The sequence below is a fragment of the Streptomyces sp. NPDC014894 genome, assembly GCF_043080985.1.
In the GTDB taxonomy this organism is placed as follows: Bacteria; Actinomycetota; Actinomycetes; order Streptomycetales; family Streptomycetaceae; genus Streptomyces.
This window is the reverse complement of record NZ_JBIBWD010000018.1, coordinates 106902-121886: the sequence shown is the minus strand read 5'-3', so window position 1 is coordinate 121886 and position 14985 is coordinate 106902. Positions and strand designations below refer to the sequence as shown.

General features: G+C 74.5%; 12 protein-coding genes. 8 read left to right on the top strand and 4 right to left on the bottom strand.

Annotated features, from left to right (window positions below; all coding sequences use genetic code 11):
• Positions 1-10 precede the first annotated feature (10 nt).
• Genes ACF089_RS31690 through ACF089_RS31680 form a run of 3 tightly spaced genes read left to right on the top strand, consistent with a single transcriptional unit; the run spans position 11 to position 3369 of the window.
• On the top strand, positions 11-1609 hold the full coding sequence (locus ACF089_RS31690; RefSeq protein ID WP_392034196.1) for a SagB family peptide dehydrogenase: 1599 nt from the start codon (positions 11-13) through the stop codon (positions 1607-1609).
• Entirely contained in the window at positions 1606-2430 is an 825-nt protein-coding gene (locus tag ACF089_RS31685; protein ID WP_392034193.1) for a DUF6065 family protein, read from the top strand. The genes ACF089_RS31690 and ACF089_RS31685 overlap by 4 nt, the downstream gene beginning before the upstream one ends.
• 6 nt (positions 2431-2436) lie before the next feature.
• Positions 2437-3369 (top strand): JmjC domain-containing protein, encoded by a 933-nt coding sequence (locus ACF089_RS31680; protein ID WP_392034190.1) that lies wholly within the window; start codon positions 2437-2439, stop codon positions 3367-3369.
• 100 nt (positions 3370-3469) lie between these two features.
• On the opposite strand, the gene ACF089_RS31675 is transcribed toward ACF089_RS31680, so the two are convergent.
• From ACF089_RS31675 to ACF089_RS31660, 4 genes are all read right to left on the bottom strand, one after another.
• Positions 3470-4594 carry a TfuA-like protein gene (locus tag ACF089_RS31675; protein WP_392034187.1) on the bottom strand — a complete coding sequence of 375 codons (1125 nt, stop codon included), beginning with the start codon at positions 4592-4594 and terminating at the stop codon, positions 3470-3472.
• A 57-nt stretch (positions 4595-4651) separates the two neighbouring features.
• Complete coding sequence (locus tag ACF089_RS31670; protein ID WP_392034184.1) at positions 4652-5902, bottom strand: YcaO-like family protein; 1251 nt, start codon at positions 5900-5902, stop codon at positions 4652-4654.
• A gap of 74 nt (positions 5903-5976) precedes the next feature.
• Positions 5977-7224 (bottom strand): JmjC domain-containing protein, encoded by a 1248-nt coding sequence (locus ACF089_RS31665; RefSeq protein WP_392034181.1) that lies wholly within the window; start codon positions 7222-7224, stop codon positions 5977-5979.
• A 56-nt stretch (positions 7225-7280) separates the two neighbouring features.
• The gene (locus tag ACF089_RS31660; RefSeq protein WP_392034178.1) at positions 7281-8432 is read right to left on the bottom strand and encodes a hypothetical protein; all 1152 of its coding nucleotides are present in this window, start codon (positions 8430-8432) and stop codon (positions 7281-7283) included.
• A 476-nt stretch (positions 8433-8908) separates the two neighbouring features.
• Between ACF089_RS31660 and ACF089_RS31655 the strand changes: the two genes are divergently transcribed.
• From ACF089_RS31655 to ACF089_RS31635, 5 genes are all read left to right on the top strand, one after another.
• Positions 8909-10147, top strand: coding sequence for a JmjC domain-containing protein (locus ACF089_RS31655; protein ID WP_392034175.1), 1239 nt, complete (start codon positions 8909-8911; stop codon positions 10145-10147).
• Positions 10148-10362: 215 nt separating this feature from the next.
• Positions 10363-11604, top strand: a complete 1242-nt coding sequence (locus ACF089_RS31650; protein WP_392034173.1) for a JmjC domain-containing protein — start codon at positions 10363-10365, stop codon at positions 11602-11604.
• A 199-nt stretch (positions 11605-11803) separates the two neighbouring features.
• A complete protein-coding gene (locus tag ACF089_RS31645) occupies positions 11804-11938 on the top strand; it encodes a hypothetical protein (protein WP_392034171.1) in 135 nt (44 codons plus the stop codon).
• An 88-nt stretch (positions 11939-12026) separates the two neighbouring features.
• The gene (locus ACF089_RS31640; RefSeq protein ID WP_392034168.1) at positions 12027-12827 is read left to right on the top strand and encodes an HlyD family efflux transporter periplasmic adaptor subunit; all 801 of its coding nucleotides are present in this window, start codon (positions 12027-12029) and stop codon (positions 12825-12827) included.
• Entirely contained in the window at positions 12828-14984 is a 2157-nt protein-coding gene (locus tag ACF089_RS31635) for a cysteine peptidase family C39 domain-containing protein (RefSeq protein ID WP_392034165.1), read from the top strand.
• The last annotated feature ends 1 nt before the right edge of the window (position 14985 follow it).

Sequence of the window (14985 nt, the reverse complement as noted above, 5' to 3'; positions counted from 1 at the left end):
GGACGGACCAGTGCAGAACGAGCCGGGCGCCGGCGGCGAAGGGGACCAGGCGGTCTCCTTCGCCGCGGACGTGCGCCTCCACCCCGACGACGATCGGCTCGTCGTCCACCGCGCACCGCGGTCCTATGTGCTGCGCGGCCTGCCGCCCGCGCTCCGCGACGTGCTGTGCGGCCTCGCCCGCGATCCCCTGCCCCTGCCTCTTCCCCTGCCGCTGCCCGGCGATCGCGCGGCGGCGGAGCCCGCGTCCGGCCGGGCGGCCCGCCACCCGGACCTCACCCGGGTGCTCGAACGCCTCAGTCATCTGCTGGTGCGCGACGTCCGGGCCCCCGGCGGCGGCGCCCTGCTGCGCGTCGAACCCCTGCGGGCGCTGCCGCTGTCCCTGCCGCCCCCGGTGGCGGCGGGCACTCCCGTCCGGCTCTCCCGGTTCGCCCTGCTGCGCGCCGACGACGGCGACATCGTCCTGGAATCGCCCCGCTCACCGGCTCGGCTGCGGCTCACCGGCGACGTCGCCCGCGCCGCCGTCCTGCGACTGGCCGAACCCCGCACCGCCGAGGAGCTGCCGGGCCTGGTCGACCGGCCCCGCGACCCGGCCGCGACCCCCGCCGTCATGGCCCGGCTCGCCGGACTGCTCACCGGTCTCGGCCTCGCGGAGACCGCCGGCCCCGGCGGGGAGGAGGACGATCCGGCGCTGCGCCAGTGGGACTTCCACGAGCTGCTCTTCGCCGGCCGCAGCACCCCGGTCCGCGACACCCTGCCGCGCTTCCTCAACGAGCTGCCGCCCCAGCCCGCGCTGCGCCCGTACCCGCCCGGCTCGACCCGCGTCCCGCTGTCCCGGCCCGAGCTGGCGGACCTGCTGCGCGACGACCCGTCGCTGACCGCCGCGCTGGAGTCCCGGCGTTCCTGGAAGCGCTACGGGGACGAGCCCGTCACCGCCCGCGCGCTGGGCGAGTTCCTCTACCGCACGGCCCGCGTCCGCGGCCGCCTCGGCGAACGCCCCGGGCCGTACTACGCCTGGGACGCCCGCCCGCTGTTCGAGCGCACCTCCCGCCCCTATCCCGGCACGGACGGCATCCATGAACTGGAGCTGTACGTCACCGTCCGCCGCTGCGACGGACTGCCAGCGGGGACCTACCACTACGACCCGCTCGGCCACGCGCTCGTCCCCGTCGAACAACCCGAGCGGACCGGGGAGGCGCTGATCCGCCGGGTCGGCCGATGGCACCGGGCCGCCCCCGATCTGCTGATCACCGTCACCTCACGCGTGCGGCGGCTGTCGTGGAACTACGGAGCGATCGCCTACGCGCTGACCCTCCAGCACCTCGGCGTTCTGCACCAGACGATGTATCTGGTGGCGACCGCCATGGGGCTCGCGCCCTGCGCGCTGCGCGGGGTCGCCGAGCCGGACACGGTCGCCGGGGCCCTCGGGCTGGACGGGATCCGCGAGGTCGTCCTCGGCGAGTTCCTGCTCGGAACGCGCCCCGAGGACGGCTCCTCCCCCGGGGGCCCGCCGGACGCGAGCGGCTGGGAGCCCGTCAACTCCGCCGACTGGGCCCACCGCGTCGCCGCGGGCCCCGGCGGCCACGAATCCGCGACAGGACGGGAACGATGACCACACCGCCGCGCACCCCCGGCCCGGTTCCGGGCCCGGCCGCACCGGCCGCCGACGGGCGTGGCCGCCTGTCGCTGACGGCCTACACCGTCGACGGCGGCCCCGACATGCCGCTGGTGCCCGCGTCCGTCCACCGCGAGTGGATCGCGGCGACCGACGAGGGCTTCGCCCGTCGCTGTCTGCCCCTGATGATGGCCAACCAGTCGGAGTGGTGGATCCTCAACAACAGCACGTTCACCGTCGAGTGGGAGGGCAATCGGCACGCCCCCGCCCTGCGGGTGCGCTACGCCGACGAGCACGCCCGCCGCTCGGCGTTCAGCAACTTCGGGCACGGCGTGCTCACCTTCCACCTGCCCTATCTCTTCCGCACCCCGCCGGGATGGAATCTGATCGTGCGCGGCCCGGCGAACCTGCCCAAGGACGGGATCACGGCGCTGTCGGGACTTGTCGAGACCGACTGGACCAGCGCCTTCTTCACCATGAACTGGCAGGTCACCCGGCCGCACCACCCCATCGAGTTCCGCGCCGGGGAGCCGGTGTGCGCCCTGGCGCCCCAGCGGCGCGACGAACTGAGCCGTTTCCGGCCCGAGACGGCTCCGCTGGCCGGATCCGCCGAGCAGGCGGGCTACGACACCTTCAGCGCCAGCCGCGACCGGTTCAGCGAAGAACGCCTGGTCCCGGGCACCCGCGCTCATCAGGAGCAGTTCCAGCGCCACTATCTGCGCGGCGAGACCCATGACGGCGACCGGTTCCCCGAGCACCGGCGCAGAGTCAACCTCCAGCCGTTCACCGACCGCGCCCCCGCCGAGGAGAGGAAGTAGACGGCGATGCCTCCGCAGGAATTCGACCTGGCACGACTGCTCGCACCGGTCACCGCCGAGGAGTTCGAACGCGACGTCCGCGAGCAGCGGCATCTGCATGTCGCGCGCGATCGCCCGGAGCACTACGCGGACCTGCTCACCCTCGACGGCTTCGACAGACTGCTCGCGCTGTCCGGCCCCGACTTCCACCAGATCCGGGTGGTCCACGCCGGTCGCAAGGACCCCGTCGATCCGGGCACCGGACTCGACACCCTCTACGACGCCTTCGAGGCGGGCGCCACGCTCCAGGTGCAGCACGTCGACCACCGCTGGGAGCCCCTGCGGCGGTTCACCCAGGCCCTCGGCGAGTGGGCGGGCGCCGAGGTGTGGGCCAACGCCTATCTCACCCCCGGCGGCAACGCGCAGGGCTTCGTTCCGCACTGCGACCGGCACGACGTCCTGGTCGCGCAGATCCACGGCGCCAAACGCTGGCGTCTGTACGGCGTGCGCACCCCGCTGCCCTTCGAGGCGCGGATGTTCCGGGAGAGCAGGCCGGGGGCCGCCCGGTACGAGGAGCAGATCGTTCTGCGCGCCGGCGACCTGCTCTATCTGCCGCGCGGCACGATCCACGCGGCGGCCACCGAGGACGTCACCTCCCTGCATCTGACCATCGCCGTCGAGCCGGTGCTGTGGGCCACCGCCATCCAGGACGGGATCCGCAGGGTCTTCGAGGAGGACGTCGCCTTCCGGCGCGCGCTGCCGCCCGGGTTCGCCGCCCGGCGGCAGACCGAGGAGACCATGGCCGAACTGCTGCGGCTGCTGTGGGAGCGCCTCTCGCCGCGGGAGCTGATCGCCCAGGCGGAGCGCACCGCCGCCGGGCTCCACGTCCCGGTCCCGCGCGGCCGTCTCACCGCCTTCGCCGCGGCCGAAACGGACACCGGCGCCGACAGCGGGGAATGACGACGGGCCGCCCGGCCCGGGCCGCTCGCGCGGTCCGGGCCGGGCGGCCCTGTTCGTTCTCGGCCCGCGCCCGCCCCGGGCGACGGCGGGGACGTGCGCTCTACGCCCTCGCGTGGACCAGGCTCACACACGCCTCCTCGACCCAGTCGAAGGGGATGCCGCTGGGGAGACGGCCGTCCCTCAGGTCCGAGGTGAGCGACTCCCACGTCCGGTACCCGTGGCGTTGCGCGACGCCGTCCCTGACCTGCCGTTCATGACCGGGCGACACCTCGACGCCGTGGCTGATCCTGTCGGCCTTCAGCCGCAGGACCGCGTGCCACAGCATCACCTCCGTCTCGAACTGCCCGAAGGAGGCGACCTTGTCCATGACGGAGCAGGCGATCCCCCGACGGCTCCGGAAGACACGGGCGAGGGCCTTCTCCACGAGAGGGTCCCTCGGGGACGTCGGACAGTCCTTCGCGGCGATGCCGTGGAATTCCGGTTCATCAGCCACCAGCCAGCGGACGTACTTCCGGTAGCGGCCGCTGCCGGCGATGAATCGGGGGAGGTCGTCGTCGAGCCGCCGCCGGTCGTACCCGAGCAGCGGATCGTGCGAGAAGTACCGCGGGCCCCGGTCGAGCGCACGGAACGTGCTGTCGGACTCCGCGGGGTCGGGCAGGGAGGCCAGCAGGCGAACGGCGCTGAGCGCGTCGGCGCGCTTGATGTCGACGGCGGCGCAGACGCGCCGCAGCGCCCCGTCCGGGTCGTTCACCCCCGCCTGTCTCAGGATCAGCCGCCATGTCCTGTCGGGGTAGTAGAGCGCGGCGGCGGACTGGAGGAGCGCGGCCCGCTGGGACGGCGTGATCATGCGCAGGCCGCGGAGTCTCCCGACGGCCGCGTGGATGTTGATCAGAGCGACGCTGACGGCGGCATGGCCCTGGTCGGGATCGGTCGCGACCGCGACCGGGTCGTCGGAGTCCAGAAGTCCCATCCGGTACATGCGATACACCGCGCCCACTCCCCGCACGCCGGCGGGCCGGCACTCCGCCGCCCGGATGGCCCCCATGCTGGACGCGCCGAAGATCTGCGCGCCGTCCCGGGCCACGTCCACCACCTCCCGGGGAGTGATGGGAAGCTCATGCGCGAAGGCGCCGTCCACGACGAGAATGCGGGTGCTGCCCTTCTCCCGGGCGCGGTAGACGTCTCCGCGCTTCGCCGGGGGGAGGACCTCCGCCGAGGGCAGCATGCGCCGCGCCTGACCGGGTGACAGGGAAGGGCCTGTGAAGACAGTCGTTCTCATCGCTCAGACGACCGATCCGAGCATGCGGAGAGTCGGAGTGCGCGAGGTCTCGCCGTAGGAACAGGCGAATCCCGGCACAAGAACGCGGACGACGGGCACGTCGAGGTCCGGGCGCGTCACCTCCGTCACCAGACATTGTGCTATGTCCACGGCGCGCAGCCGGTTCACGATCTCCTCGATGTCCCGCAGAACGTCGTCGCCGCCGCTCCTTCTCCGGGGGAACGCCACCGACGCGGGGCCGTAGTAGAGCTCGGACCGGCGCTTCTGCTCGGCGGGTCTCCGCCGTGAGTGGACGCTCTCGAACACATCGCGAGCGCCGGCGGCGACACCGCTGTGCGCCTGACAGGCTTCGGTGACGGCGCGGAGCAGCGCGCGCGACGGATCGAGATCGGCGCCGTATCCGCCGAAGGTCCGCAGCTCGCCCTCGGAGCCGAAGAAGTCGCTGTCCATGAGAATCGCGCCGAACACCGGGACGTCGACGACGCTCGGTATCTCCTGGACGCGTACGGTCAGCCCCTGATCGCCCAGCCTCTCGATGAAGTCCCGTGCGGTCCCGGGCGGAACGGTGGCCGGATCGACGAGGCGCAGCGGGCGGGGCGGCGAGAACCCCGGGTCGTGGTGAACGGTGTAGAAGTCCTCCTCGGATACGGCGTCCCGCTCGACGAGTTCGTACAGCGCGTGGAGCACGGCCTCCGAGTAGGTGTTCCCCGAGGCCAGTCCGTTCGTCTCGATGCGGGAGGTCATTCCCTCGCTCGCCGGGTTCAGAACGAGGTCGGTCGGCACGAGCCGGTGCCTCCTCCCCATCAGATCGTAGGCTCCCGTCCAGGAGAACACCGCGTCGGGCCGGTAGGCGGTCCCGGACGGAAGGTGGAAGTCCGTCGGGTCCACCGCTCCGGAGGGGGCGAGGTCCCGATAGGACCCGGTGACGATCCGGCCGGGCGGCAGTTCCTCGGCCGACACGCGCTCGATGGCCTCCATCACCGCGCTCAGTTTCGCGGCGATGACGGTCGCGCCCTTGCCCATGCTCACAGCCAGGTCCCTGGCCAGCGGCGTGACGGCCGACCACACCGGAACGCCGATGAAGTCGATGGGGGCCACGTCGTACACCCGGGTGATGGGCACACGGGGAAGCAGGGGTTCGAGCCATTCCCATGTCGCGGCGAAGTCCCGCACATGCCCCGCCTCGGTCATCGCGGACCCTGGCTCGAAGGAGAGCGGTCCGAGGGAGGTACGGCTTTCCGGTCTGACCTTCATACGGTCCCCCGAGGGTAGGTTTCTGGGTGTCGTGGAGTCTCGCCGGGCGGCCGGCGGCTGTGCGGCCGTGCGGGTCACGGAGCGGTCCGGTCCAGCGGGCGGAGCACGCCCAGCCGGACCAGATGTCTCACGGCGTCCACGGCGGCGGCGGACGTGAGTCCGGGAACGAGCCGGGCGGCGGTGACGGGTGTCTCGTCCCCCGCCTCCCACCGGCGGTGCAGCCAGGAGCCGACGGGCTCCGGGACGACGGCCGACCGGTCCCGCAGCCGCACCCGTACCCCGCGCCCGGGGACGGGCGTGGTGGCGCGCACGGCCTCGGGGACGAGCCGTACCGAGGTCTCCGGCCCCACCTCCCGGGCGCGCAGTCCGGCCGTGACCGACGCCGTCGCGTCCGGTTCCCGGCGTCCGCCCAGGGCCAGGTCGGCCAGGTCGCGGGCCAGCTCCGCCGGATCCAGCGCGCCGACCGCGTCCCGTACCTCCCGCGCGACGTCACGGGCCAGGCCCGCGAGCCGTACCGCGTCCTTCGCGGCGTTCCACGGCAGTTCCTCGCGCAGCGGCCGGGAGGCCGGGTCCCGGACACTGAGCCGCTCGGCGATCCGCTGCGCGAGCCAGTAGCGGGTCAGCACGGGAAAGCCGATCGTCACATGCAGGGACGCCGTGTCCGTGGCCTGCCCGCGGTGCAGCCAGCCGCGGGGGATCCACAGCACGTCACCGGGCCGCAGCGTCACCTCCAGGTCCGGCGGCGCCTCGGCGATCCGGCGTCTGGCCGAGGCGTCCAGGGCCAGCCGCTGATAGGTCTCGTGCTGCAGCGGGCGTCTCAGCACCGGCTCGTGCAGGCTCCAGGTCTTGCTGCCGGCCGTCTGGACGATGAAGACGTCCTCCTCGTCGTGGTGCGCCTCCAGACCGGGCCGGAGGCCCGGCGTCAGGAACGCCTCGGCGAACACGGTCTGGCCGGTCTCGTGTTCGAGCCGCGCGCAGAACTCGCCGACCGGCCGGTGGTTGTGCTGCAACGACTGGACGACCAGGGTCGCCCCCTCGTCCAGCAGCCGGGCCAGGGCCGGGGCCCGTACCTGTCCGGCGAAGCCGGTGGAGTCCGCCCTGCGGTCCCACGCGTAGCGCGCGGGATCGACGACGCGGCCCTCCTGGACGACATGGGCCTTGTCGGCCGGCAGGCCGGCGCGGACGATCGCGTCTATGTCCGTCAGGCCCAGGAGCGAGGTCAGCGGTCCGGCCGGCATCGACCAGCTCCGGGGCGACTCCGGCGGCGCGGCGGCGAATTCCCCCGGACGCGGCACGAGATGCTGGAGGGCGGTGTATCGCACGTCGGTTTCCTGTTCTGCTCTCGTGGGCGTCGGGTGTCGGTCGGGTGGGCGCGCGGTCAGTCGAGCGGGCCGGTGAAGTCCGGGGCGACGTAGTGCAGCAGGCACATCGTGACGTGACGGCCGGCGGGCAGCGGATCGCGCCAGTGCTCGTCGTCGGTGCCGCTGTAGACGACCGCGTCGCCGATGCCGAGCGCGATGTCGTGCAGACGGTCGGCGGTCCGGACGCGGAACGGCCACGGGTCCTCGCCGGCCGGGTCGTCGTCCACGCACAGCGAGACGTTCCACCGGCACTGCGGGCGGTCCCGGTGCGGCGCGAGGGCCGCCCCCGGCCGGTAGGTGACCGCCCAGGTGTACGAGGGCCGCACCGGCCCGCCGGTCCACGCGGAGACGGCCCGCGCGAGCTGCCGCTGTACGAACAGGGTGACGGCGTCGCAGTACACGCCGTCCCGCAGGCCGTCGCGGACCTGCCGGCGGTCCGTGCTGAAGCAGCCCTCCCGGCGCAGGCGGCGAAAGTGCCGCCGCAGCGCCGCCGCGAACAGCGGGGGGAACACCGCGCGCAGGACGAGTACCCCGTCCCCGGCCCCGTCCGCCGCCTCCGGGAGGGCGCGGGGCACGAGCACTCCCGCCAGCCACAGCGCCCGGCGCGCCTCGGGGTCCAGTTCCGAGGGGGGAGCGCCCTCCAGGGCGACCCTCCGCAGGTCCGGCCCCCAGGTGCCGTCGCACCACCAGGGCACCACGACGCCCGAACGGGCGTCACGCACCCAGACGACGGGCCGTTCGGCGGCGAACTCCGCCGGGCCCGAGGCGACCGCGTGGCCCTCGGGCACGTCCGCGGCGACGGCGGGCGGCAGGTCCGGGCCGTACTGGACGTACAGACCGGGGTTGACCCGCAGCCGCGCGGCGTCCGGCACGGGCAGCCCGGCGGCCTCCGGGGGGAGCCGCGCGAGCAGGTCCTCGTCGACGTCGCAGCGCAGCCGCAGCTCCTCCAGCCGGGCGGGGGCCTCGTCCGGCGGCAGCAACAGGCCGAGGTCCACCGCCGCCTGCCGCTTCTCCTCGGGCGTCGCCGTCTGCCCGGCGAGCAGCGGGGGCAGGAGGGCCAGTTCGGCGGGGGACTTGAGCCTGACGCGTTCCAGCGGCCGTCCGCGTCTGCGAACGGAGAGGAACACCTCCAGGGTCACCTGTGGGTTGGCGATCAGATCGTCGTTCATGAGCGCACCGGGCCCTGCCCTTCCGGGTCCTGTTCCGCGACTGGGGGACGCCGCCGAGTCGACCAGAGGCCCTGTCGTCCGGGCAAGGCGCGGCCCCAGGGATTTCGGTGATCTCTCGGTCCGCGCGTCGCGCTCCGCGGCCGGGGGCGCGGCGGCGGGGAGCCCCGGACGCGGAGGCCGCCGGGACGCGGAGGCGGCCGGGCTCCCCGGACCGGGCCGGAAGCGGGACGCGACGGCGATCGGGCCCGTATCCGGGCCGGCCCCGGCCCCGGCCCCGGCCCGAGAACTTCACCACAGGATGTGCCCCGGTCCCGTTGTCGAATCGGGCCGCCGCCTGTGGGCTGTACCCGCGACGGCCCGCTCCCGCCCCGGGCGCGGCCGTCGCGTTCCGCACCGGCCGCCCGTCCCGGCGGGGTCCGCCGCCCGGGGCCCGGGGCGCCGTCACCGGTCCGGGCCGCCGACTCGAGGAGGATGCCGTGCGTTTCACCGCCCTGTCACAGATCGTCCCGTCGCCCGAGGACTTCGTGGCGAACCCGCCGACCAGGCCCCAGGTCTGGTCGATGCCGCCGGAACCCCTGCGCCCGCTGCTGGACCAGGCCGGCGTCGACCGGATGCTGCGCGCCGGCGTGCCGGCCGCCGCCTTCCGCGCCGTGCGCGACGGCCGGGGCGTGGATCCGGCCGAGTACGTCTGGGGCGACCGTCCCATCGAGCGGCCGTTCGCCGACACGGTCCGGCCCGCCGCCGTCGGCACGCTGTTGCGCGACGGCTCCACGATCGTCCTCGACGTACTGCACCGCTTCTGGGAGCCGGTCGGCGACCTCTGCCGCCGCCTCGGTCACGAGGTGGGTCTGCCCGCCTCAGCGACCGGCTTCCTCACCCCGGCCGACCAGCCCGGATTCCCCTATCACCATGACGAGGGCGGCAATCTGCTCATCCAGACCTCGGGCAGCAAGGAGTGGCGGGTGCACGAGCCCCTGGCCCCCGACCCGCTGCCGCACGAGACCCTTCGGCGCAACAAGCCCGACGAGGCCGAATCCGCCCGTCTGACGGGGCGGCCGCCCGCCCTGGAGACCACCCTGCGGCCGGGCGACGTGCTGTGGATCCCGCGCGGCTGGCTGCACAGCGGGATCGCGACCGGGGAGCCCTCCGTGCATGTCGCCGTCGGCTTCGTCCCCATGCTCACCCGCTACTGGCTGGCGGGGAAGCTCGCCGAGCGGCTGGACGAGCGGCGGCCGGAGTTCGCCGGATTCCGCCGGGAACTGCCCTGGGGCGTCATGCGCCGCCCCGACGAGCTGGCCGCCGTCGTCGCCGAGGTCGCCGAGGAGTTCGCCGGGGCCCTGCCCCTGGTCGACGCGGACGGTCTGGCGGGCGCCCTGGTACGGGACCTCCGCAAGAGCTTCCTGGAACCGGCCGGGACGCCGGCGGTCTCCGCGACCGCGGACCCGACCGGACCGGCGACCCGCGTCGTCCTGGTGCCCGAGGCGCTCGCCGCCGTCGAGCGCGGCGACGCCGGCCGGCTGCGACTGCACCTGGGCAGCACCACCCTCACACTGCGCGGAGCCGTCGCCGATCATGTCGAGGGCCTGTGGTCCGCCGACGCCGGTCAGCCGTGGTGCGCCCTCGACATCGCGCCGCTCGCCGGGGAGGGCGCCGCCCTCGACGCCGTACGGACCCTGCTGCGGCTGGGGGTGGCGCGCCGCGCCGACGCCGGCTGACCCGTCGCGCCCGCCGCCGGCGGTCCCGTCGCGGCCGCTGCCGGCGGTCCCGTCGCGGCCGCTCGCCCGCCGGCGGACCGCCGGGCCGGCGCGCCCGAGACGCGGACCACAGTCTTCCCCGCCGTGTCTTGCCCGCCCTCCGCCTCCTTGTTCCACTCGTCCCCGGGCGCGCAGGCCGCGCCCGGAGACCCCCGCCGGAACGGAGAGGCCGCACCATGCGCTACCGAGCACTCGCGAAGCTCGTGCCGTCACCCGAGAAGTTCCTGTCGGCCCCGCCCGCCGCCCCGCGGGTGTGGTCGATGCCCGCCGGCGAACTGACCGGGCTGTTCGGCCTCGACGGCGTCGACGACCTGCTGCGCGACGGGGTGTCGGCGGCGAACGTCCGCGTCGTGCTGGGCGGCCGGGAGGTCCCGGCCGCCGACTACACCTGGGGCGAACGCTCCCTGGAGCCGTCCTTCGCCGGACAGGTGCGTCCCGGCGCGGTGACCGGGCTGCTCGACCGGGGCGCCACCCTGGTGCTGGACAATCTCCACCGGTACTGGCGGCCCGTCGCCGACTTCTGCCGCGCCCTCGCCCACGACGCCGGCACGGCCGCCACCGCCACCGGGTTCCTGACCCCGCCCGGCACCACCGGCTTCCCGTACCACTACGACGAACGCGGCAATCTGCTGGTCCAGACCGTCGGCAGCAAGACCTGGCGGGTGCGTGAGCAGCCCTTCCCGGACCCGCTGCCGCACGAGACCACCCGCGACAACGCCCCCACCGCGGCGCAGTTGGAGCGGTTCGCGCGCGAACCCGCCGCGCTGGAGGCGACCCTGTACCCCGGCGACGTGCTGTGGATCCCGCGCGGCTGGCTGCACAGCGGCACGGCCACCGACCAGCCCTCGGCCCATGTCACCATCGGATTCGTGCCGATGCTGACCCGGCACTGGCTCGCCGAGCAGCTCGTACGCCATCTGGGCAGCCTCAAGGGCGAGTTCGCCGAACTCCGGGGCGAGCTGCCCTGGGGCCTGGGCCGCGACACCGGCCGGCTGGCCGCGGTGACCGACGAGGTGCGGCGGGACTTGGCCGAGGCGCTGGCCCGGGTGGACTCCGCCGCCTTCGCCGAGGGCGTCGCCCGGTCGGTGCGGTCCGGCTATCCCGAACCGTCCGTCGCTCCCGTCGCCGCCGCCCTCGGCCCCGCCCTCGACGCCGGCGCCCTCGTCGTCCTGGCGCCCGAGGGTCTGTTCGACGTGGTCCGGTGCGACGACGGGAGGCTGCGGCTCGACCTCGCCGACCGGTCCCTGACGCTTCACGGTCCCGCGGCCCGGTTCCTGGAGGACCTGTGGCGCCGGGACGACCGCTCCCCCTGGTGCGCCCGCGACCTGCACGGCGTCGGGGAGGAGGCGGCCGTGGCGTTCGTCCGCACCCTCCACCGCGCGGGAGTCGTCCGCCGGCCGGACGCTCGCCGGCCCTGACCGGGACACCGGCCCGGACCAGGACACCGGGTTCCGACCGGAACACCGGCCCCGGCCCGGACACCGGCCCCGACCGGGACGCCGGGCGTCACCGAGGGAACTACCGTCACATCTCCCGGAATCCGTTGACCCGCGATCAGGCCCGTTCCTACCTTGAGCCGTCCGACCAGGACATTCGGTTTCGAGAAAGGAAATGGCCATGGCTGTGAACGACGCTGACATCGCCCAGGACGTGGACGCCGAACTCGCGTCGACCGAGATCATCATCACCGAGGAGGAGCTGGAGGACGTCTCCGGCGCCTCCCTGCCGATCCCGCGCCTGCTGAACAACTGATCCCTTGAGGCGCCCGGCCCGGCGGCGGCCGGTTCTCTCCGGCTCGCCGCCGGGCCGGGCGCCGGGCAAGCGAAAGGTGAGCACGCGTATGGAGTTCCGCCGCCGCGCCCTGGCCCGACTCGCCCGGGCCGATGAGCCGGACGTCCCGGTGGTGCTCGCGGGCACCCGTACTCTGCTGCTGCTCGTGCTGGTCACCGTGCTCGTGGCGGGCGGCTCCGTGTGGGCCTTCGCCGGATCGCTGCCGCAGACCGTGCACGCGTCCGGGGTCCTGACCCGGGCGGCCGGCAGCGTGACCTCGCACAGCCCGGTGACCGGCCGGGTCGTCCGCGCGCCCGTGCCCGAGGGCGCCGCGTTCGGGCCGGGCGCGGTGCTGTTCACCGTCGCGGACGCCGAAGGACGGCACGCGGTACGGGCGGTCTCGGCCGGCCGGATGGCCTCCCTCCTGGCCGTGGTCGGCCAGGAGGTGACCGCCCGCGACGTTCTGGCCGTCGTCGAACCGGGTCCGGCCGACTCCCCGCTCGAAGCCTCCCTCTATCTGCCGCCCGCCGACGCCGTCCGCGTCCGGCCCGGCCAGCGCGTCGACCTCGCGGTGCGATCGGTCCCCGATCGGGAGTACGGCACCGTGCGCGGCGTGGTGCGGACGGTCGGGACCCGCCCCCAGAGCCGCGGCCGGCTCACGGCCTTCCTGGCCGACCCCGAACTCGCCGCCGACCTCACCTCACGGGGCGAGCCGATCCGGGTCACCGTGCGCCTCGTGCCCGCCGGCACGGCCAGCGGCTACCGCTGGTCCACGCCCCAGGGGCCGCCCTACCGGATCGACACCCGCACCCACGTCACCGCCGCCGTCCGGCTGCCGCCGGTCAGACCGCTCAGCCTGGTGGTGTCCTAGATGCCGGCGGCCGTCCGCCGCCGGACGCGCACCCCGCGCGTCCAGCAGATGGAGGCCACGGAGTGCGGTCCGGCCAGCCTGGCCATCGTGCTGGGACACTACGGACGCCATGTGCCCCTGGAGGAGCTGCGGATCGCGTGCGGCGTCTCCCGGGACGGCGCGACCGCCGCCGCCCTGGTCAAGGCCGCCCGGAGCTACGGGATGAACGCCCAGGGGCGGAGCCTGGAACCCGACCGGCTGGCCGCGCTGCGCTCACCGGCCATCGTGTACTGGCAGTTCAACCACTTCCTCGTCGTCGAGCGCTTCGGCCACCGCTTCGGCAGACGCCTGGTCCACCTCAACGACCCCGCCTTCGGCCGCCGCAAGGTCTCCGCCGAGGAGTTCGACGAGAACTTCACCGGCCTCGCCCTGACCATGAGCCCCGGCGACGGCTTCGTACGCGCCGGAAGGCGGCCCGGCCCGTTCGCCGGGGTGCGGGGACGACTCGCCGGCGCGGTCCCCCTGATGTGGCTCATCCTGCTCTGCGGCGTCCTGGCCGCCCTCACGGGCGTCGCGCTGCCCGCGCTCACCCGGGGATTCATCGACCTGACCCTCCCGCACGGCGACCTCCCCCGCACCCTCCTTCTCGCCCTCGTCACCGCCACGGTCCTCACCGTGGCGGTGACCGCGCTGCGCCAGGCGCTCGTCCTGCGCGTCCGTCTCATCGTCGCCACCCGTTCCTCGGCGCGCTTCCTGCGGCATCTGCTGCGACTGCCCGCCGCCTTCCACGGCCGGCGCGGCACCGCCGACCTCACCCGCCGCATGACCTCCCACGACACCGTGGCCTCCGTACTGTCCACCGACATCACCAACCTCGCCGTCAACGGGCTGACGGCGGCGGTCTACCTCGCCCTGCTGGCGACGTACGACACCTGGCTCACCGGCGTGACCGTGGCCCTGTCCCTGGTGAACCTGGCCGCCGCGCGCCGGGCGGCCCGGGCCCGGGCCGACGGCGCCAACCGGCTGGCGGAGGACGAGACCAGGCTCTTCACGACCACCGTCAACAGCCTCCAGCTGATCGAGGTGCTCAAGGCGACCGGCGGCGAGGCCGAGAACTTCCGGCGCTGGACGAGCGCGCTGGCCACGGTGGTGACGAGCCGCCAGCGCGTCGACGCCGTCAGCTCACTGCTCATGGCGGTCGCCCCGACGGTGGCCGCCGTCAACGGAGCGCTGGTGCTCCTCGTCGGAGGAGTGCAGGCGGTCCACGGGCAGCTGACCGTCGGGGCGCTGGTCGCCTTCCAGATCTTCGTCACGGGCTTCGGCGTCCCGCTGGCCCAGCTGACCGCCTCCACCGCCCGCATCCAGGACTTCGGCGTCCTCGTCACCCGCCTCCGGGACGTGGAGGACGTCCCCGCCGAGCCCGAGCCGCCGTCCGAGGGGCACGGCACGCCCCGCGAACTCACCGGTCACCTGGTCCTGGACCGCGTCAGCTTCGGCTACAACCCGACCCGGCCCCCGCTGCTGCGCGAGGTGTCGCTGACCGTGCGGCCCGGCCGCCAGATCGCGCTCGTCGGCCCGTCCGGCAGCGGCAAGTCCACCGTCGCCCGCCTGGTGCTGGGCCTGCACCGGCCCTGGAGCGGCGCGGTCACGCTCGACGGCCGCCCCCGGGCCGATGTGCCGCGCGAGGCCCTGACCTCGGGCGTCGCCTTCGTCGAACAGGACGTCGTGCTCTTCGAGGCCAGCCTGCGGGACAACATCACCCTGTGGGACCCCTCCGTACCGGACGAGGACGTCATGGCCGCCCTGCGGGACGCCGCCGTCCTCGACGCGGTCCTCGCGCGCCCCGGCGGCCTCCGCTGCCGGGTGGCCGAGGACGGCCGCAACTTCTCCGGCGGTGAACGCCAGCGCCTCGAGCTGGCCCGCGCGCTGGTGCGCCACCCCCGCCTGCTCGTCCTGGACGAGGCCACCAGCGCCCTGGACGCCGAGACCGAGGCCGTCATCACCGACCGGCTGCGCCGCCGGGGCTGCGCCATCGTCGTCATCGCCCACCGGCTGAGCACCGTGCGCGACAGCGACGAGATCATCGTCTTCGACGGCGGACGCGTACGCGAACGGGGCACCCACGGCGAACTGCTCGCCGCCGACGGGCTGTACAGCCGGCTGGCCGAGGAGGGCTGAG